The sequence below is a fragment of the Zobellia russellii genome, assembly GCF_018728565.1.
Taxonomy (GTDB): domain Bacteria; phylum Bacteroidota; class Bacteroidia; order Flavobacteriales; family Flavobacteriaceae; genus Zobellia; species Zobellia russellii.
This window is the reverse complement of the sequence record NZ_JACSOI010000004.1, coordinates 438,958-460,241: the sequence shown is the minus strand read 5'-3', so window position 1 is coordinate 460,241 and position 21,284 is coordinate 438,958. Positions and strand designations below refer to the sequence as shown.

At 40.7% G+C, this 21,284-nt stretch carries 9 protein-coding genes; 5 read left to right on the top strand and 4 right to left on the bottom strand.

Annotation, left to right across the window (positions count from 1 at the left end; translation table 11 throughout):
• Window positions 1-2: 2 nt before the first annotated feature.
• Complete coding sequence (locus tag H9565_RS12330) at window positions 3-3,041, bottom strand: SusC/RagA family TonB-linked outer membrane protein (RefSeq protein WP_215440046.1); 3,039 nt, start codon at window positions 3,039-3,041, stop codon at window positions 3-5.
• A gap of 263 nt (window positions 3,042-3,304) precedes the next feature.
• The gene (locus tag H9565_RS12325; RefSeq protein ID WP_215440044.1) at window positions 3,305-6,061 is read right to left on the bottom strand and encodes a helix-turn-helix and ligand-binding sensor domain-containing protein; all 2,757 of its coding nucleotides are present in this window, start codon (window positions 6,059-6,061) and stop codon (window positions 3,305-3,307) included.
• A 338-nt stretch (window positions 6,062-6,399) separates the two neighbouring features.
• Here H9565_RS12325 and H9565_RS12320 point away from each other — a divergent pair, with 338 nt between their 5' ends.
• Both H9565_RS12320 and H9565_RS12315 read left to right on the top strand, forming a co-directional pair.
• A complete protein-coding gene (locus tag H9565_RS12320; protein WP_038239662.1) occupies window positions 6,400-6,873 on the top strand; it encodes a nucleoside deaminase in 474 nt (157 codons plus the stop codon).
• A 62-nt stretch (window positions 6,874-6,935) separates the two neighbouring features.
• The gene (locus tag H9565_RS12315; protein ID WP_215440042.1) at window positions 6,936-7,508 is read left to right on the top strand and encodes a sugar O-acetyltransferase; all 573 of its coding nucleotides are present in this window, start codon (window positions 6,936-6,938) and stop codon (window positions 7,506-7,508) included.
• A 295-nt stretch (window positions 7,509-7,803) separates the two neighbouring features.
• Here H9565_RS12315 and H9565_RS12310 read toward each other — a convergent pair whose 3' ends face one another.
• Window positions 7,804-10,758 carry a DUF5060 domain-containing protein gene (locus tag H9565_RS12310; protein WP_215440040.1) on the bottom strand — a complete coding sequence of 985 codons (2,955 nt, stop codon included), beginning with the start codon at window positions 10,756-10,758 and terminating at the stop codon, window positions 7,804-7,806.
• Window positions 10,759-11,180: 422 nt separating this feature from the next.
• Between H9565_RS12310 and H9565_RS12305 the strand changes: the two genes are divergently transcribed.
• From H9565_RS12305 to H9565_RS12295, 3 genes are read left to right on the top strand one after another with little or no spacing between them, the layout of a single operon-like run.
• Window positions 11,181-12,161, top strand: coding sequence for an FAD:protein FMN transferase (locus H9565_RS12305; protein ID WP_246560582.1), 981 nt, complete (start codon window positions 11,181-11,183; stop codon window positions 12,159-12,161).
• A complete protein-coding gene (locus H9565_RS12300) occupies window positions 12,158-12,370 on the top strand; it encodes a DUF4266 domain-containing protein (protein ID WP_215440038.1) in 213 nt (70 codons plus the stop codon). Before H9565_RS12305 ends, H9565_RS12300 begins: the two co-directional genes overlap by 4 nt.
• Window positions 12,371-12,396: 26 nt before the next feature.
• Window positions 12,397-13,701, top strand: a complete 1,305-nt coding sequence (locus tag H9565_RS12295; RefSeq protein WP_215440036.1) for a DUF3570 domain-containing protein — start codon at window positions 12,397-12,399, stop codon at window positions 13,699-13,701.
• Window positions 13,702-13,725: 24 nt separating this feature from the next.
• Here H9565_RS12295 and H9565_RS12290 read toward each other — a convergent pair whose 3' ends face one another.
• A complete protein-coding gene (locus H9565_RS12290; protein WP_215440034.1) occupies window positions 13,726-21,213 on the bottom strand; it encodes a PKD domain-containing protein in 7,488 nt (2,495 codons plus the stop codon).
• Window positions 21,214-21,284: the final 71 nt, after the last annotated feature.

Here is a 21,284-nt window from a genome sequence, read left to right as displayed (position 1 = left end):
TTTTATATTTTAATATTTACTCCTACCGTATAGATAGCAGGTATTGGATATGTATCATTGTCCACGCCATTAGGCACTTCTGGACTAAAGCCATTGTAGTTAAAGACCGATAAAGGTTTCTCTGCCGTTACGTAAATACGGGTTCGTGGAAGCCCTTTGATAGCTCCATCCTTATTAATGGTATAGCCTAAAGTGATGTTCTGAATTCTAAAGAAATCCCCTTTTTCGATAAAGAAATCACTTAACTGTTGATTCCAACCTTTTCTAATACCTGCGGAAGAAGGATAACTATTGGAAGAACCCTCACCATGCCAACGGTTCAAGGCAAAATCACGGTCCCAGTTGGTATCATTTGTAAAAATGACCTCGCCCCGCTTACGGTTTAGAATTTTGTTTCCACCTTGACCTAAAGCCGCAGCAGAGAAATCCCAGCCTTTATAGTTAAAACCCACATTAAAACCATAGGAATAGGTTGGCAAATAGTTGCCCAACATAACGCGATCATCTGCAGTAATACCCTCTACCCCATCTTGATCTTTAAATTTCAAGTCTCCGGGTACAATGGTCCTACCATTGGCAATTTCTACCTGAGCGGCAGGATCCGCAGCTATTTCTGCATCATTCTGATATACACCATCAACCTCAAGACCAAAGAAAGAAAAGACAGGGTCTCCCACTCGGGTACGTTGTCTGAACTCTGCAGAACCGGTATCAATATTCAATTGACGGTCCGTATCCAACACTTCATTTTTTAAAGAGGAAAAATTGGCCCCAATAGAGTAACTGAAATCATCCGAAACTTGATCGTTCCAGTTTAAGGCTACCTCAAGACCTTGGTTTCTTATTTCACCCACATTCTGCCGGGTTGCATCAGGAATCAAAGGCACTTCAATAGGAATTACGGCATCCTTGGTATCCCTTACATAATAGTCCGCTTCCAGCGAAAGCCTATTATTTAGAGAACGCGCAGATATACCCACATTCGTTTCTTCCGTAACTTCCCATTTAAGAGCCGTAAAATTACTTGTAGTATTTACCCCGTTCACCATAGTATCACCAAAGGCCGTAGTTACTACCGTAGAAGTAATAGCACCCTCACTACCAGGTACTTTATCATTACCTAGCTTACCCCAGCTACCACGGAATTTAAGAAAATCGAAAACGCCATTGTTTTGCATGAAGTCCTCTTCGGACAACACCCATCCTGCACCAATAGTTGGAAAATACCCCCATTTTTCTTGGTACTTGTTGGTGCCATCTGCACGGTAGGTACCGTAAAACAGGTATCTGTTATCATAGTTATAGGAAACTCTACCAAAGAACGATAGACCATACTCACGGCGGCCGTCATCCTTAACATCATCTTGTACTATTGTCTGTGCTTGATCTAAATAATAAGCCTCTTCTCCTGACAGTGGAAAGTTTAACCCTTTAGCCTCCAAGCGCTCAAAAGATTCATCTCTGAAGGAAGAACCTCCCAGAACGGTTAGATTATGTTTACCAAAAGATTCGGTATAGGTTAAGGTGTTGTCCCAAATTTGATTTGAATACGTATCGTTACGCTTTAAAAGCTCTGCATTTTCCCGTTGAAAACCGTTTCCAATAAAGTAAGGCAAACGCACCTCTCTACGCTCAATGGTTTCAAAATTATGATTGTACGCTGTCTTAAAAGTCAATTTTTCAGGAATGATATGTACCTGGGCATAAAAATTGGCCAACACATTTCTGATTTTAGACCGTAGTTCGCTATTATCCATGGTCGGGAACGGATTCTGTCCGCCACGATATCCCAAATCCTGTGCATTTGCATAATTCGTAGGGAATACATTTTCGTTACCCGCCAGATTTTCATCATATACCGGAAGAATAGGAACCGCGTAATACGCCAACCGAAATGCAGAGTTTTCCGCATCGTAACGGGTTGCATTACTTATTACCATATTTCCACCAACGGTTAAATTATCGTTTACCTTAAAATCTATCTTACTTCTAAGGTTAAAGCGTTCGTACTCATTTTTCATTTTAAGAATACCCTGTTGCCCAAAATAGTTGGCACCAATAGCATAGGTAGCATTATCACTACCGCCCGTAACTCCCAAACTATGGTTTTGAATCAGGGCCGGTCTCAAAATTTCGTCGTACCAATCTGTATTTACATTGGGTACATTTGGGTTGATTCTGCTACGGCCGTAACGTTGCATAGCATTATCTATAAATTGAATGTCAGGTGCAGAACCGGATTCTTGCGCCAAGGTCACGAATTGCTCCGAATTGGCTAGTTTTAACACGTTCTGTGCCACTTGAAAGCCCGAATACCCATCATAAGTAATCTCGGCTTTCTTATTGTATGCTCCGGATTTAGTTTCTATGAGCACTACCCCATTGGCTGCACGTACACCATAAATAGCGGCCGCCGATGCATCCTTTAATACCGAAATAGAAGTGATGTCCGCAGTATTTAAAAAGTCGATATCATCAAAGAACATCCCATCCACTACGTAGAGCGGACCAGAAGCACCCGTATCATACGAACCTATACCACGTACACGTATTGTTGGACCTTGACCGGGACTTCCGTTGCTTACCACCTGTAGACCCGCAACTTTACCTTGTAAAGCCTGCATAGGTGAACCCGTTGGTGTAGCGGCCAGTTCCTCTGCCTTAATTGTGGTAATGGAAGACGTAAGGTCTTTTGACTTCATTTCGCCATAACCAATAACAACTACCTCATCTAAAGCTTGAGCATCTTCCGATAAGGTAACATTAATACTTGCTTGCCCGTTCACGGCAATTTCTTGAGATGTAAAACCGATATAGCTTACCACTAAGGTTGCATCTTCTTCAACACTGTTGAGCGTGTAGTTTCCATCAAAATCGGTTTGGGTTCCTGTTGTGGTACCTTTTAAAACGATACTTGCTCCCGGTAACGGCTCCCCATTGGTATCGCTTATTATACCCGTAACAGTAATTCCATCTTGGGCAAACAATACCAGTTGAAAGAGAAAGAAGCATATCGATAAAATAATGTTTCTTATTTTCATAATTGTCTAAAAGTTGAGTTATAAATTTATCAATCTGTTAAATTCAAGCACAAGTTATCAAAATGACCTCCTCACATTTTTGAGAAAGGGTACATAAAAAGTACATCAGTCCTTATAGTGGACTTAAGCCCCGTAATACACGCTATTTGCAGTAGTCCTAATGTTAAGTAAGTATTAAACTTTAACATTGTGATGTAGTGTTGATGTAGTAGTTTAATCTAATGAAAATTAGATATGTAAGAATTGTATGGTTATAACACCATCTATTTGAACTTAATTAAAAAATTGGATAGGTTTTGTGAACTATCTATACCCAATTTCTTTCTTAAACGGTACCGATGTATTTCTACACCACGTATGGAAATGGCCATAAGAGGAGCTATTTCCTTACTGGACAAATTCATTTTTAGATAGGCACAAAGCTTCAAATCTTTAGGGGTCAGTTTTGGGAACTGCTGTAATAAATTGTCAAAGAAATCATCGTGAAGTTCTTTAAAATTGACTTCAAAATTCTTCCAATCTTCATTCTCGTTAATAGACCCATCCAGTTTTTTGGTCAGCGAACGGTAACGTTGTTTGTTTGGGAAAGCATCCTTGTTCAAGACCATTAAATCTTTTAGCTCTAGAATAAGCTCGTTCTTTTTGGCTACGCTCATTGTGGTTCGGGCCAATTCGGTCTGTTTGCGTTTTATTTCTTTCTCTAGTTTTTCTTTCTCTAATTGTGCCAGACGTTCTTCCTGCTCACGTTGTAACCGTATTTTTAAAATCTCGTGCTTTCTTCTGAGTTTTTGCCTGTTGTACCAACGTACTCCCAAAACAATCAAAACTAAAATCAACACATACCCCAACATACTTAGTTTAGACAGGTACCAAGGAGAGGCTATTGCAAAAGCAATGGTTTTAGGACTGCTCATTCTGTTGTCCATAGTCACGGAATGTACATTTAATGTATAATCACCATGAGGTAGGTTTTGAAACTCCAATGTACCCTGGGTTCGGTATGCTTCTTGTTCTAAAGGACCTTTTAGCTCATAATAATACCTAGGTTGTACCATACTGGGCACCGACAACTGAAGTATCAATTCTTGAGAATGCGCATAAGGCACCTCAAAAAGGGAGTCTTTAACGGAATACCTCTCTTGATCATCCTTAAAGAAGGTAAGCTCCGGAACAGGAATAGCATTCGTGTTCAATTGCCGTTGCAACTGGGCAATGTTCATTTTTGCAAAACCGTCACTCAACGTTAAAAGGTAAATGGAATCATTGCGTTTTACCGCTCGCTCCATATCGGGCATTAAGCGCTGGTTCAATTGGGTTTCACTTATCGCTATGGCATTGTTCCGCAAATCCGTATACAGAAGTTCTTTGGTATCGGCATCCTTTAAAAACCAAAAGTGCTCACCATCTGAGTAAATAAGCGATTTATTTGTAAAAGGCTCAAACTCTTCTAAAGTTGCTATTTTACCTACTAGAGGGTCATATTTAAACCAATTGCCCTCACTTTGCATTACAATCTGGTTTTTAATGCGATACAACCTTACGTTGTAAATATTGGGTAATACCGTGGTATCAAAAGCAGTTTTCTCTTCTACGGCGGTCAAATCCTCGTTCAGTTTAAAACGAAAGAGGCCTTTATAATGGTGCGCTGCCCAAATGGTACGATTGTCTTCAAAACACAATTGTTTTACGGGAAAGTCAATTCCTGTAACCGTACTTACATTCCACCTATTATTGGAATCCTTTATATACTTGGTTACTCCTGTATATGTCCCTTGCAAAAAGACATTGTTCTTTTCCGGAACCTTTACAAATTGATACCCCCCAGCACGATCGGATATTTTGGTAAGTTTCTCTCCATCTACTTTAAAAGTTCCCGTATTATGGCCGGCCAAAACATCATTAGCAATTAACTCCAGGTCCCAAACATGGCCTTGTGAACCCTCAAAAAATTGAAGTTCATCATCCTTAAAATAATAAATGCCCGTGTTACTACCCAAATACATGGAGTTGTCTTGTATAGCCACATCATGAGTTGTACCTAGGGCCCCTGTATGATCCGTATAAAATGTTATAGCCGAGTTTACTTGAATACGGTCCATGCCACTCTCCAGCCCTACCCAGAATTGGTCTTTGAATTTAGCCAGAGATAATACGGTATTGTTCTGAAGTCCTGTTTTCCTATTCAAATTACGATAGGACCCCGAAGCGGAATCAAAAAGATAAATTCCGTTTTTAATGGTTCCAAAAGCAATTTCGCCCGTCTCCAAAGCAATCAGCTTATTGAGCTGATATTTCTTTAAAAGGCTGTTCATATTTTTATCCAACGATGTAAACTGTCCGTTTTGATATACTACACAACCGTTTAATTGTGTACCAATGAGCAGGCCGTCCTTAAAAGACGCCATGTCCGTTACCGTCTGGTCCTTAAGTACGTCATCATTTCCTATGGGTTCCAACTTTTCGCCATTTACCACATAAAGCCCCAAGTTTTTGGCCGCTACGTAAACCTTGCCATCATAAACGGCCAGTCCCGTAATAACAAATTCAGGGTCTATTACCGTAATACGGCCCTCTTCATATTTATAAAGTGCCGAAAACGAACGAAAGTAAACAGCTTCTTTAAAAGGTAAAATCTGCCAGAATTCTTCACTTGTAAACGTATGGTTTTGAATCAAATGGGTAAGTGAGGTGTAATTCAGCTCCCCTGTTTCTGTGGTTTGCCAATATCCGAATTCCTCATAAGAACCTGTATAGACCTTGTCCTTTACCGAAGTTACCGATCGTAAAATTGTAGCGTTCGGTAACTTGTTCAAAATCCACTCCTCACCATTAAAAGAAAGTAAGCCTTTGTCATTGGCAGAAAAAACGTGGCCTTTTTCATCTACGGTCAACCCCCAATTTTGAGCTCCCGCATTGTATTCAAAAACTTTATAATTATAAATGGGCGGTAATAAGGTCTGAGTGCTTGAGACCCATGGCAATAGAAATAGTAAAAAGCATATGTAATATCCGTTTCTCATCTACATTTATTTCTTTTCATGTTAACAGAAGTAGCGCTACAGCAGCAAAGATAAACAGTTTAAGGAACCTTATCCATATAGTTCAAGAATGAGCGGCCATCTTAAAAATGCCCATAGCTAAGTTGATAGTTTCCCTTACGTGGAATTATTCAATGATTTTCTAAGTAGGTATGGAGGAAAGGAAAAAAGTTAGAAAACGGGTAGAATTATGTAATTTTGAATGTTTATTTGGTTGATACAAGTTCATTTTTGAAAAGAGAGCAAAGTATCAACACACTTTTTTACATTCGGTTGTACCTAGCGATGTATGACAAACACCCATTTAATTTATGAATATGATGAAAGAACATGAAGTTTTTATGCGCCGGGCTATTGAGATGGCGGCCAAAGGAATGAACTCAAATGCCGGTGGCCCTTTTGGCGCTGTAGTGGTAAAGGATGGTGAAATAATTGCCGAAGGCCACAATAAAGTAACCTCTACGAACGACCCTACCGCCCATGCAGAAATGGTAGTAATCAGGGAAGCTTGTAGTAAATTGAATAGTTTTCAATTAACGGATTGCATTATTTATACCTCTTGTGAGCCCTGCCCTATGTGCTTTGGTGCTATTTACTGGGCAAGACCTAAAGCGGTATACTACGGCTGTGATAAGGCCGATGCAAAAGCGATAGATTTTGATGACCAATTTATCTATGATGAACTAGATAAAGACATGGAAGACAGGCAGATTTATTTTAAGCAAATGCTACAAGATGATGCCGTTCAAGTTTTTAATAACTGGGCAGAAAAACACGATAAAACCAAGTACTAGTGTTGCTATCAAAAATTGATAATATATTTTAACACGTGATTTCCAATTGAATCTAGACGACTATGACCGAAAAAGAAAAAATGATCAATGGTAAAGTTTATGATTCTCGTGACGCGGAACTCCTTAAAATGTACCATAGGGCCCGTAAAATACTACAGGCCTATAACACTTTGGACTCAGAACTATTAGAAGAAAGGGAGCGACTTTTAAACCAGTTGCTGGCACAAAAAGCTGCTGGCGTATGGATTGAGGCTCCCTTTTTCTGTGACTATGGAAGTAATATTTCTATAGGTGAAAACACTTTTGTGAATACCAATTGTATGTTTATTGATAACAATACCATTACAATTGGCAAAAACGGGCTAATTGCCCCTTTTGTACAAATCTACACCGCCACCCACCCCATAAAAGCAACGGACCGAATTATTCAAGAAGGAAATGCTTCCCGTTATTTAACCCACACCAAACCAGTTGTAATTGGTGATAACGCGTGGATTGGAGGTAACACAGTTATCTTTCCCGGTGTAACTATTGGCGACAACGTAACTATAGGTGCAGGAAGTGTTGTTACCAAAGACGTACCTAATGATGTTCTTGCTTACGGTAACCCTTGCAAAGTAATTAGGACAATTTAGTTATTTAAATACCTTATCTGGAGTGGAGATTGAAGCTTCTTTGAAAATCTTCCAAATAACTTTCCCATTCCAGCATTTGAAAATTGTCCGCTCTCTTTCCAGGCAAAACCTTTTAAGTATCCTAGGAAAAGAGCTTAAAAGAACCAATGACCCATGGTACCAACAATAAAAGTTCAAAGATGTTATCCGATATGAATAATACCGGGACATCTTTGAACCCTTGTTCACCTAACAATTAAGAAAGCGGATACTTGTCATTTAGACGGAATCCGCTTTTCCACTATTGGTAAAAAGACTACTTTGCTCTTCTAACCAAAATAGTCCAATCCTGTTGTTTTTTATCTGGCGATTTTCCTAAATCCACAACAGCACCACCGGACACTTTCTTGACCTTTGACTTTCTAAGGTCTCCACCTTTTTTTGGATTGAACCATAATACTTCAAATTCACCTGAAGCATTGGACAAATCTAACTGGGCAGTTGGTTCTGAATTAAGATAAATCACATAGACTTCGTTTTCCTTTGCCAAACAGTAGACTGTATTTTTATTCTCCATATTACCAACAAGGTCATTTCTGTTTTCAGTTTCCCAAAACGGAACATCATTATTCTTAAAGAAATCCATAGCGTGTACCGCTTGACCCCAGAACAAATCCCTAGAACGGTAATCTTCACAAGTAAGGTCTGAATGTGGATGTGCATATCCAAAATACCATTCATTACCCCATCCACCGGCCATAAACGTACCCCATAAGGCATTTCTACGTGCGTTATTATGATCAGGATTTTCAGCATCCGTAATTAACGAATGTTGTGCGTCACCGGGTTCATCAACCGCAACGGCCCATTGAAAACCAGCTTCCTTAGATGCTTTCAACCAACGCAATACTTGTCCGTGCACTCTACTAAAATCTTCTTTATTGGTCTGAACGGATGGTCCCGTAAGTCCACTTTCAGGCCCAAGCATATCATCAAATTCAATTCCATTATGGATTACCAAATGATGGTGGTACGGGTCGTTCTTTTTAAAGTAAGCGGCCATAGCTAGACGTTGCTCCTCTTCTTGCGGAGGTGTTGTTGGGTTAGTTACCCACTCGCCATTCTCTTCACAAAGATTCCAGTTTAAAGCCAAATGGTGTCCAAAACGGGCCATCAATTCTCGATAATACAATTTGGTGTTGGCTCCAACCCCACCATTATCCAAAAGTCCTTGGTTCTCTACTTCAAACATTTTAAAGTGAAGGAAAAGCCCCAACTTTTGGGCATGTTCAAAAATAATCTCCCATTGGTCCATTTTGGACACATCAATTCTATCATAGGTATCATAATCTATGTAAGGGAATACATTCTGATCATCTCCCGCAATATTGTTGGTCAAGAATGAGACCGAGTTCAGCCCTTTTGAAGCCAAATAGTTTAAAGCGCCAATGATAGCTTTACCCTTTCCGTTTTTCCAAGTTGGGTCATTCTGCTTATAATCCTGTAAATGAGCCGACCAAGTTTTAACCATACCATCCTTATGGCCATCGTCCTTAAAGGTGCCATCAAGGTCTACATAGGAAAGAAAATTTTCGGGCGCATCAGGACCTTGCTTTAAGAAATACTCACCTGTTTCGGCAAATTTTAAATAACGATCCCCTACATATTGCAATCTTCCCTTAGCCCTAAAGTCGTCTCCTTCTTTATCTGTTTTGTCAATAGTAAAAGTTCCACTGGCACCATCCATATAGGAACCACTGAGTCCCGTAGTAGGTTTTGTACTCACCGCCGAATAGTTTCCTTTTCTAAAATCAACCTTGTACGTCCACTCACCAGTTTCGTCAGGAGCAAAATGAACACGCCACTTATTTCCTTCTTCCGAAGAAGATTGTCCCGCATAACCATCAGCAGCAAAATAACCAGGTATCACATAGGATTTACCACTTTGCGCGTGAGCAAAAGTTACATTAAAGCGATAGTTCATGAATGGGTTGTAATCCGCTTTTTCCGATGTTCTTGGGCCGTCAAAAGTCAAGGTTACTTTATGCCATTTTTTAAGCTCTCCCGAAATTTTCAAATTAGCTTGCTCAGCCATTTTTTGTTGCATTTCCTCTAGCAGTTTCTTACCGGTTCCCGCTTCAACGACCACCAATCCGATCCATCGTGCTCGACTAAATTCCTTACCGTCCCTACTCTTTGGAACTGCCTTTATCCCTACTTCATCTTTACCCTTTAGCTTAATGTTATTGTAGACTTTTACATACTCCAAGCCTTCTTCAAACATATTACTGCTTAACGGAGTTCTGAAATCCTGAAAGCTTTCTTCATTTTTCCGTAAGGTATATACAGACCGGCCATCATTTTCGCCTACCGTAAACAACACCACATCATATGTGCCGTCACCTCCATCAAAGAGAAGAAAAGCCTCCGCTTCCTCATATTTTTCCGGATTGATGGCCAACCATTTTCTATCGTTATAAAATGAATTTTTAGTGCTTTTAAACCCCTGTGCCGGATATATTTTGGCGCTTGGCCTTACTTCCTTTGCCATAGCTAACAAATCATCAGAAGCAACCTCGTTAGTTTTTTCAGGATGAAAGCTACTATCCTTGGTCAGTATAAATTGGTCCATTTCAAAACCATCTTCCCTCATACTAAACTGAATATCATGCTCACCGGCCTTCTCAATATCCAAATATATCAACCCTGGCACACCGCAATGTACTTCTAGCGTTCTTTGGCTACTGCCCCAAGTCCAAGCATCTTTGCCCTCGCACCATTGCATACGCTGGCCCGACTCTGGCCATGTGCCATTTACCCCCACATGAATCCCATTATCTTCAGAACCGGTGCTATAGGCACTTGCCCATACATAATATCTACCAGGCGTAGAAAAGTTGACTTTATAATGCAAAATGGCCATCTTACCTGGCTCGTTGGAGAAATTTTCTCCTACTATAAGCTTTTCATCATGATTGGTACGCGTATCAGGTAATATTTCTACATATCGCTCTCCACTCGCGTCTTTATAATGCAACTTGTCCTCAGCGCTTTTTAATGTTGATTTAAAGTTGGAATCTATTATATACCACTTGCGGATATCCGTATTTGTTTGTTTGTCAAAATCCTCCGCTTCCACAACTACCTTTCCGCCAGTCTCGTTAAACACCTTGTTTTTTTGTGACTTAGCTTGAAAAAATCCAAATGTGGTCAAGGATAGTGCGACTAAGAAGTGTTTCTTTAAACTGGACTTCCTTTCTTTTTGTTTCATTGATGTTCTGTTTTCTGTTTTCTGTTTGTTGATGTTACTACTAAAATGTCTTCAGCAAATCTTCGTTCTTTTTAAGTATTGCTATCTTAGCGTTAACCTCATCAAAGATACAGGCGTAACAATACATTACTAATGCGATAAACAATTTGCACAAATTTTGCACAAAACTTATGCAATCTTGTTTTTAGTCCATCTAATTTGCTAAAACCATACAATTATACTGAATAATTAGGTGGTATTTCATTTTTAACATGTGCAAAATTGCGCAAACAATATTTAATATTTTAATAGGTGGAACAATTATCGTCTTGCATTTTTCAAAAAAGATTCTTTTACGGACTACAACCAAGACCTAATAGATTCTATCTTATCTTTGCTATAGATGCAGTGTTTCGTTTCATATTCCAATTAAATTATAGGACTTGAGAAATTCCCTATTCGTACTATTCTTTTTGTTTTCACTATCCATAATTGCACAGGGTACTTTTACCAGAACACTAAAGTTAATGGGGAGCAGGTTTGATATTACTGTAGTTGCCAAAGATTCAACCGAAGCAAATAAAAATATAGATTTGGCCGTGGCCGAAATTTCCAGAATTGAAGACTTGATATCTTCATGGAATCCCCATTCACAAACCTCTAAAATCAATAAAAATGCCGGTAAAAGTCCTGTAAAAGTTTCTACGGAACTCTACGATCTCATTGAACGGGCAACAGGCCTTTCCACACTTACTGATGGTGCTTTTGATATTAGTTATGCATCTATGGATAAAATTTGGGTGTTTGACGGCAGCATGACCCAAATACCAGACACCACAGCCATTCAATCATCAATAGCAAAAGTAGGCTTCCATAATATAGTTTTAAACCCTGAAAACAATACCGTTTTCCTAAAAGAAGAAGGTATGAAAATAGGTTTTGGGGCAATTGGCAAAGGCTATGCCGCAGACAAAGCAAAGGCTCTATTGATTGAAACGGGGGTTGCTGCCGGAATAATCAATGCTTCGGGAGACATGAATACATGGGGGAAACAACCCAATGGCGAACCTTGGAAAGTTGCCATCACCAACCCAATGGACAAGAATAAGGTGTTTGCTTTACTACCCATTACACAAGGAGCGGTAGTTACTTCTGGTGATTATGAAAAATTCGTAATCTTAGACAGCAAGCGATACTCCCATATCATTGACCCAAGAACAGGCTTTCCGTCGACAGGAATTATTAGCGTTACCGTTTTTGCACCAAAAGCGGAATTGGCAGATGCTTTGGCCACTTCGGTTTTTGTAATGGGCAAAGAAGTAGGTTTGAACAGAATCAATCAAATGCCCCAAATAGAATGTATTATAATTGACGATCAAGGAAATATATCTACATCCGAGCATATTGAAATAGAGAAATTATGATGAAACGATTTTTAATAGGAATAGGTGTTGCCGCCACAATGCACAGTTGCGTTGTAGTGAAAGAATACGAAAAAGTAAATCTCAGCGACCCGGATATGACCCTGAGCGACAAAAAATGCGACCGAAACGTTACCATAGCCCACTCCTATAGAGAAGCAGCTGTAGGAGCTAACGGAGGTAAAACAGGAGGTGGCTGCGGCTGCAATTAAGTTACAAGGTGATGCACAAACGAATTATGACTTCAATAAAAAACATAGCTTTTATCTTCTTGACAGTAGGACTTCAGTTTGCTTGGTCACAGGAGAAAAATCAGGAATATAAAAAACGGGTTCTTGAAACCACCGAAGTAGATTTTTTGACCAGCTATTATTCCCAAGATGGTGATAATGCAGCCGTAACCGGTGGAAAAGGCACAGAAGAACTAACAGATGTAACCGGAACAATTATCGTATCCATTCCGTTAAACGACGATGATGTACTTACCATAGATGCTGGGGTTTCCGCTTACACCTCTGCTTCCTCAAGCAATGTTAATCCTTTTGACAAAAGAAGCGATGCCGACCCATTTGTTGCCAGTTCAGGAGCTTCACAATCCGATACTTGGGTAAATCTAACAGGTAGCTACAGCCACAGTTCCGACGACAGAAACGATGTTTGGTCCGCGAAATTCTCCGTTTCCTCAGAGTATGACTACTTTTCTTTGGGTTTTGGCGGGAGCTACGCCAAACTCTTCAATGAAAAAAACACGGAAGTCAGTATAAACGCCAATGTGTATTTGGATAAATGGACCACCATATACCCTTTTGAACTTAGACCTTTTAGCAATAATGGTGTTGGTTTTTTTAGACCGGATGAAATTACCGGCAACACCAATTACGCTCCCAATTTCACCGAACTTGATAAAACCAACCGCAACTCCTATTCACTAGGACTTGGCCTTTCCCAAATACTACATAAAAATGTACAAGGGTTGATTTCATTTGATGTAATTAACCAACAAGGGCTTCTTTCAACGCCTTTTCAACGTGTATACTTTTCGGATGTACCGGACTCTTTTATAGAAAATTTTCAATTGGCGGATGATATTGAACGTTTACCCGATGGCAGGCTAAAACTGGCTCTAGGCGGACGTTTAAACTGGTACCTCAACGAAATTCTAACGCTTAGAACGTATTATCGCTATTATTTTGACGATTGGGGCGTCCACTCACATACAGCAAGCATAGAAGCAGCTGTTAAATTGAACGATAAGTTTACACTTTACCCTTCTTACCGATTTTACAATCAATCTGCCGCGGATTATTTTGCACCTTACGAAAGACACCTTTCCAATGAAGATTTCTACACCTCGGACTATGACCTATCCGAATACACCGCCAACCAATACGGACTGGGAGTTTCTTATACCGATATTTTCACCAAAATGCATATCTCAAAATTTGGCCTTAAGAGTATTGACCTGAAGTTTTATCAGTACGACAGAGACACCACATTTAGCTCTTCCACCATTACCGCAGGAGTAAAATTCGTTAGGGATTAAATTGAACCCAAAACCTATTTTCAACTAGTTCGAAATAAGCATTTTACGGATTGTTGACCCTCCATCTACAGTTACAACTTGAATAACGTACATTTCAGGTTTTAAAATACTTACGTCCATTTTATAAAGTTTAGGTTTAACCTGTACTGCATTACCCTTTTCCATTTTAACCAATGTTCCATCCATGGTATAAATAGCAATATATTCCGCTTCTTTTTGCTCTTCCTGAAGTGAAATATGAACTTCCGTATGTGCCGGGTTGGGGTATAAACTTACTGCACTTTCGCCCTGCTCCATCAACAAATCCGAACCAATTCCCGAATCCGTAATATCCCTAGACAACACACCAGATTCTTTTTGTACGGTCGAATTTTTACTGCTCAGCGAACATGTAAAATCACTCTCCCCAAAACCGGTTGGAAGTTGCCCATTTTTAGTAACATATATTTTATCAAGCTTAGCACCTTGTTCCCTATGGGCAAAATCTATGGTGTTATTTCCCTCGTCCAAATTAAAAGTAACAAACACTGTCCTACGCTCCTTATCGTGTAATTGTCTCCAATTAAAACCATTACCCCCTAAAATATAATTCCACTTTAACCAAGGCCCGTTATTTGCCCGTACCCAAAAACTATCCGTATCACCTGTTGGAGTATCTACTAGAGCATACAGACGATACGTTCCTTCTTCAACAGAAAAGTCAAAACGTATTCTTGAACCGTCACCGGAAGGCGCACTATTAAAGTAATTGCCAGACGGCGCTTCTAAATACGTACCACCTGAAACAGAACTATCTGTTCTAAACAACCAATCAGCACCAACATCTGCACACTCCGCCTCTAGCCAAATATGATCATCCAGACCAACCGCTTCCGGACTAACAACCACTGTAACCTCGTCCGAATCTACTTGACTTTCATCATCGCTTACCGTTAACCGAAAAACATAAGAACCTTCAATTAGATTACTCACATTAAGTTCCGAAGTCGTAGCTGAAGACAAGGTAGCTGTACTTGGGCCAGTAACCTGCACCCATTGAAATGAAACCGCACCACCATCAGGATCGCTACCAGAACCATCTAAAACCACTTCATCTACAGGCAAAACTATATTTTGGTCTTGGCCTGCATTCGCAATAGGTTCAAGTGAAGGTTGCCCGCCTTCCCCGACAATCTCTATGGCATTTATAATCGGATGCCTAGAGCCTCCATCAGAAGCCAAGGCTGAAAAATCAATATTAAGCACACCATCCGTAATGGAAACCGAGTGCGTTCTTACCAATAACGCATCTGCTCCAGCCAATGCAAAAACATCTAAATTATCCTCTACCAATTCATTCTCCAACTGTACATCAAAAACGCGACTGCCTATTCCTCCGGAACCTCCTCCTGTTGCGCCAAACCATAGTTCGGCAAAATGTAATCTTACCGAATATGCCCCGTTGGGCAACGGAATATCATATCCCATAACCTGAGATCGGCTAAACCTAAAACTCCGGTACGGCTCAGGCAAACCTGTTTGTGGCCTGTTAAGAGTTGAGCCAGTGTCAAAATGCTGGTCGGCGATAAACTCATTGTTATTATAGGTAGTTTGTGAACCACCCGCATTGATACGAAGAACGAAATCACTCTCGTTTGGTTCTGGCTGTACAGTAACATTCACTTCATCAAAAACCGTATCGTTCTCGTCATCCATTACAGTTAGGCGAAATGTATAGTCTCCTGCCACTAAATCTGTAACTATAAGGTTAACTGTATTAGAATTGGTTAATGTAGCGCTGTTGGGACCATTTTGCTGCGTCCATTGAAAAGTAACCGTACCACCATCTGGGTCGCTGCCCGAACCGTTCAGGGTGATGTTAGAGGTAGGCAAGTTGATGTTCCGATTACCTCCCGCATTGACAATGGGCGACTGCCCGCCACCGGTTTGTTGAACGGAAAGGGTCACCTCATCTGATGTAGTTTCGTTATCTTGGTCAGTGACCGTCAATTGGAATACGTAATTTCCGGCTAAAAGTTCTGTTACTGAAAGGTTCGCTGTATTTTCATCACTTAAAATTGCTGAATTGGGGCCACTGACCTGCGTCCATAAAAATGAAACCTGACCGCCATCAGGGTCATGTCCCGAACCATTGAAAGTCACGCTTGTAGTGGAAGGAAGTGTTATTGCCTGGTTGTTTCCAGCCTCCGCTACAGGTGGTACCGAGGGACTTCCGCTACCAATCACTTCTATAGCATTGATTATCGGATGCCTACTGCCTCCATCTGTAGCTAGCGCAGAAAAGTCAATATCAAGTATGCCATCGTTTACATAAGCAACATGAGTCTTTACCAAAGGGCTCTCTGCACCTACTTCGGCAAATACATCTAGATTATCCTCAGCCAATTCATTCTCCAAGCGTACGTCAAACACTCTATTCCCTGCTGCTCCTACACCACCTCCCGTAGCCCCGAACCAAATTTCGGCAAAATGCAATCTTACAGTGTACGCCCCATTGGGAACCGGCAAGTCATAATTCATAGTTTGCGAACGGCTAAAACGTATGCTACTATAGGGTTGAGACAACCCCGTTTGAGGCCTATCAAGTGTACTTCCAGTATTAAAGTACTGGTCCTCTATAAATTCTTCTCCATTAAAGGTAGACTGAGAACCTCCGGTATTGATACGTAGTGTGAACGCTCCTTGGGTTGACTCGGGAACTACGGTTACTATCACCTCATCAAAGGAGTTATCGTTCTCATCGTCCGTTACCGTTAATCGAAAGGTGTAGTTGCCCGCAACCAAATTGGATACCGTTAGATTGGCCGTGTCAAAATTGGTCAATGTGGCCGTGTTAGGTCCATTTTGTTGGGTCCATAGAAAATTAATCGGACCACCATCAAGGTCATTGCCCGAACCGCTCAAGGTTAATTCAGAAGTAGGTAAGTTAATTTCCTGGTCGTCACCCGCGTTGACAATTGGCGCACTATTAGTCACTATACTTTTATTCTCAAAAATCCTCGGCACTATATTATCCCATCCTATCGAAACAATATCCAAATCACCATCATTGTCAATGTCTACTACCTGTGCTCCGTCGTGATGGTCAAAACCGGTTCCGCCAGCATCTATGGTATGCGTAATCCAATTGCCGGAATTACAAAGATTGTTTTCGAAAGTCAGTAATCGGTTATTTCCTTTCCACTCTCCTACCACAATATCCTCATCCCCATCAAAATCAATATCTGAAACCACGACACTCAAACTTCCATTGATATCCGTAGCTAAAATATGCTTAGTCCAAGGTTGTGTTGGATCTGCAGGTGTTTCAAACCAAGCGAACTCAGTCTTCTCCAATGAGCTTGTTCCCAAACTTAGTTGACCAACAACGGCATCCAAATCACCATCACCATCAAAATCGGCCAATTGGGCTCTATCAGCTGTGGTTACATATGAAATCCCAGTAGCAATAGTTGTCCAATTACCATTACCCTCATTGCGCAACCAATTGCTCGACTGGAACAGATCGAGGTCGCCATCACCATCAATATCGCCTTTTTGTATATCCTCCCCAAGGGAATCGGGACTAATATCAACAAGTGGCCATGGCGTATTGACCGGGTCAACTGGAACATTCAACATTTGCACAGATGATCCCGTAGACTCAGCCCCATTCCAGTTAATTGCCATCTGATATGAACCTCCATTTTGAAAAATACCACCGGAAATACCCGCGAGAAAGGGCTCACTATAATTTGTATTTCCTGCAGGAATGTTATTATGGATAGTAAAATTGCCCGTACCATCATTTTGCGCCCAAACCAAATCCGAACCTGTATAAGCACCGGTTGTGCCCAACATATCCATATCGCCATCATTGTCGAAATCGTGAATATGAGCTACATTGTTAAATAGATTTCCAATTGTTTTACGCTCCCAATTAGCTGATGCCGAACCCGGATTTTTATACCACCAAGCTCCAGTTACAATATCCTTTAAGCCGTCACCGTCCAAATCTTCCTGCGGCAGGATATAGACAGAGCGATAAGGTAATTCGTTACTTTCCAATTCATGTACCTGCCATTGGTCCGGAAAAGGCGTATTACCACAACCATTTTCATCGCTGACATTGACTGTAACTTCATCAAATATACCAGTAGGTACATGACCAGCCTCATAAAGCTCAAGTTTTATGGTATGGTTACCAAGGCTTAGGTCATTAATGGTAATTGGCCCATAACTGTAATGCGGACCCACCATAACATCATCTATATAATAATGCATGTGAGTACTTCCTTCTGCAATTTCCCAATTTTGTACGGCAAAGGCTATGTTGAACGGTTGGTTTACCATTGCACCATTAGTAGGTGAATTGATAACTATGGTTGGTGCAACTGTAATTGCATCTGCCGGTAATATCTCGATGGCAGAAACTTTGGGGTTTTCAATTATTGAAAGAAACTGAATATTAGCAACTCCGTCTGTGATTAAAACATTGTCAAAATCCTTTATTATTGCAGTTGCAGGCGCGGTCTCTTCCAGAATATCAAAATTAGTCAATACTGGATTACCTTCTATCGTTACATCGAATACCCTAGATCCCGGCCCGCCGGAGACGCTACCTACCCCAAAATAAAGCTCAGCAAAATGCAAACGAATATCATACCTTCCGGAAATAGGTAACGGAATATTATATGAAAATGTTTGGAAACGTTCAGTCTGATAGAGTTCGTCGTTCAAAGTATTGGCAATCGCTATGTCTTTATTAAAAAGATTGCCACCGTTCGCGTTTTGATCATCTAGAAAAGTATTGCCGTCAAAAGTTAATGATGGTCCCCCAACGTTGATGCGAATAGGATCAAAAATAGATATGGGATAACTATTTGCTACAACTGCTAAACCAACGCTATTCTCAACATTATCTACTGAAAGACGATATACCGTTCCCGCTCCTAGTTGTGAATGGGTAAGCATTACTGTTCTATTATCGTCCTGCAGAACAGCTGCCGTAACTATAATACCATTGTCTATAGAATAATTGGCCAAGTTTTCTGCAGAATCTTTGGTGATATATTCAGAAAATTCAACACCTAATTCAGTGGCGTTAACCTGATTTATCGCTACTACCTCGGGTGGGGAGTTGTCAATAGAAACCCCTGAACCGATGAACTCCATATAATTAATATCAAAGATGTTCTGCTGCCCGGAATTGCTCTTGAAAATAAAATAAATATCGTTTTTCCCTCCTGGATCGGTAAAGGTAGATTCAATGTCCACCCAGTTATTGGTGCTTCCCGTTAAGGGTACCTTAGTGGTTGCCAAAAGTGGTCCGGTAATGCCTCCTGTCCTAAATTCTATTGTGCCTCCGATAGCGGCGGCCGATATTCTATATCGTATTGCATCAATATTTAAAAGATTTCTATCCGCAAAAGCGATATAGCCTCCATGATCAGCACGAATGGCTTCACTACCTCCCCCAGAGGTATCAGTGTTTGAAATACGAAGAACATCGCTTGCTTCCGAATAGAATTCTGCTTCCATACGCTTGGGATAGAGTTTCAGTTGATCAAAAGAAGTTAGCCCTCCTTCGTCCGTATAGTTTGCATTCAGTACATAAAAAATATCCATTTCCCCATTAGTATCGTGGGAGCCCGGATCTAGAGTCAATATTTTCGGGCATCCATTGATTGTTGCGCCATCGTGAAAATGATTTAGGTGTCCTAAAGAGGGAACTAGAGACACATCGCCACAAGCAATTCCTCCCAATGTACTACCATCTTCTATATCGCTTACCGTTAGGTCAAAATGGATGTCATCGTCCCAAGCCATAAATCCACCGTCAGGTGGTGAATTAAAAGTGAATGTCGCCGCATTGTTACCAGCGTGAATCGTACTGTTTTTAACCCCTACACCTCCATTTCCATCATTGACTTTAAGCTGTACATTGAAAGTTCCCGGAGAAGTGAAAGTAAACGTAGGGTTTTCTTGAGTTGAATCTACGATACCGTCGGACTGAAAATCCCATGCATAGGCCAACGGGGAATCTCCATTAGGGTCCACAGTGCCAGCACTGGAGAATTCCACGCTCAATGGTAGTGAACCGCTCGTAACATTGGCATTGAGAACTACCTCCGGCGGAGAATTAGAGACTTCACCTGTATAGTCTATGCGAATAAGCTTTCCGGTACCGCTGTTGTCAGGGCAACAGCCTGTGCCATAAGCCAAAATGTACATGTGACCATCCGGGCCAATTTCCATATCTATAAAACCATTTGAAGAACTGGGAAACACAGAGGGCGCTAATTGATCATTGCTCAAAATATTCCCATTGGCATCCATTTGTACTGCCCATATCTTACTGGTATTAAAATCGTAATAGAAAAAAACTTCATCAAACTCGACCGGAAGCCTCTGTTGATCGCTCAACGTACCGTCATAATAGTACCTTGGTCCTGCAAAATAACTTTTGTGAAAAAACTCTAGCCATGATGGCTGGGCAGGAGGCAGGTTAACAGAACCGGTATTCCATGTAGAAATATTCTGCGGAGCGTTCTCATCATTATAGTAAGGTGTACTAGCATAGGAGATTTGATACGCTTCATTTTTACCCGAAAAATAAGGCCAGCCATAATTACCTGCGGATTTGACCAGATTCATTTCATCCATACCTTCTGGACCCAGAGAACTTGACGAATTTGCGTCAGGACCCACTTCTCCCCAAAATAGCCAGTCCGTATTGGTCTTATCAACAAAAATTCGATACGGATTTCTAGCTCCCATAACATAAATTTCCGGTTTACCACCTACACCATTTGGAAAAAGGTTTCCGTTTGGAATGGTATATGTACCGTTTGTTTGAGGAGTTATTCTTAGTATTTTACCACGGTAATCATTCGTATTGGAAGAGCTTTTTTCAGCACTTTTTGTGAGATTGGTTTCGCTTAATGCCCCATAATTGCCATGATCCGTATTGTCTCCGGTAGCTATATATAGATTGCCCTGCGAATCAAAAGCCATATCTCCCCCCGCATGAAAGCTAAATGTACGCTGTACCGGCCATTCCAATAATGTAACCTCCGAATCTACATCAAGAACATCACCGTTCATGGTAAAGCGTGATACTCGGTTTGTAGAAGAAGAAAATACCGAATAGTGTAAATAAATATAGTCGTTATCAAGAAAATTGGGATCGAAAGCGATACCCAACAACCCATCTTCAAACTCATGAAATACTGGTAGTACACCCGACGATACAGAAAGTTGGGTGTCCGTATGATAGATTTTGACTTCACCAAAACGGTCTAGGATAAAGATGCGGCCATCAGGCGCAAACTGCATCGTTGTAGCGTTTGAAAGACCTGTCAACAACTCAACCTTTTGAAAATCGGTCGGGAGCTGAGCTTTTAACCCATTTGTTCCCAACAACAACAATAAGAGCCATAAAACATTTCTAAACCGATAGCATAGAAAATGGTATAGAACGTTTTTTTTTATACTAGGAACTTTCTGGTAAAGGATACTAATTTTTCTCATGGTTTGGTCTGGCAAATAATGATTGAGTTTCTTTCGCTCGTAGAGGGAAAGCGGTATAGGTAACTCTAAAT

Excerpts from the sequence above, each read along its gene's own strand:
- H9565_RS12330 (WP_215440046.1), bottom strand. The coding sequence starts at position 3,041 with ATGAAAATAAGAAACATTATTTTATCGATATGCTTCTTTCTCTTTCAA.
- H9565_RS12325 (WP_215440044.1), bottom strand. The coding sequence starts at position 6,061 with ATGAGAAACGGATATTACATATGCTTTTTACTATTTCTATTGCCATGG.
- H9565_RS12320 (WP_038239662.1), top strand. The coding sequence starts at position 6,400 with ATGAAAGAACATGAAGTTTTTATGCGCCGGGCTATTGAGATGGCGGCC.
- H9565_RS12315 (WP_215440042.1), top strand. The coding sequence starts at position 6,936 with ATGACCGAAAAAGAAAAAATGATCAATGGTAAAGTTTATGATTCTCGT.
- H9565_RS12310 (WP_215440040.1), bottom strand. The coding sequence starts at position 10,758 with ATGAAACAAAAAGAAAGGAAGTCCAGTTTAAAGAAACACTTCTTAGTC.
- H9565_RS12300 (WP_215440038.1), top strand. The coding sequence starts at position 12,158 with ATGATGAAACGATTTTTAATAGGAATAGGTGTTGCCGCCACAATGCAC.
- H9565_RS12295 (WP_215440036.1), top strand. The coding sequence starts at position 12,397 with ATGACTTCAATAAAAAACATAGCTTTTATCTTCTTGACAGTAGGACTT.
- H9565_RS12290 (WP_215440034.1), bottom strand. The coding sequence starts at position 21,213 with ATGAGAAAAATTAGTATCCTTTACCAGAAAGTTCCTAGTATAAAAAAA.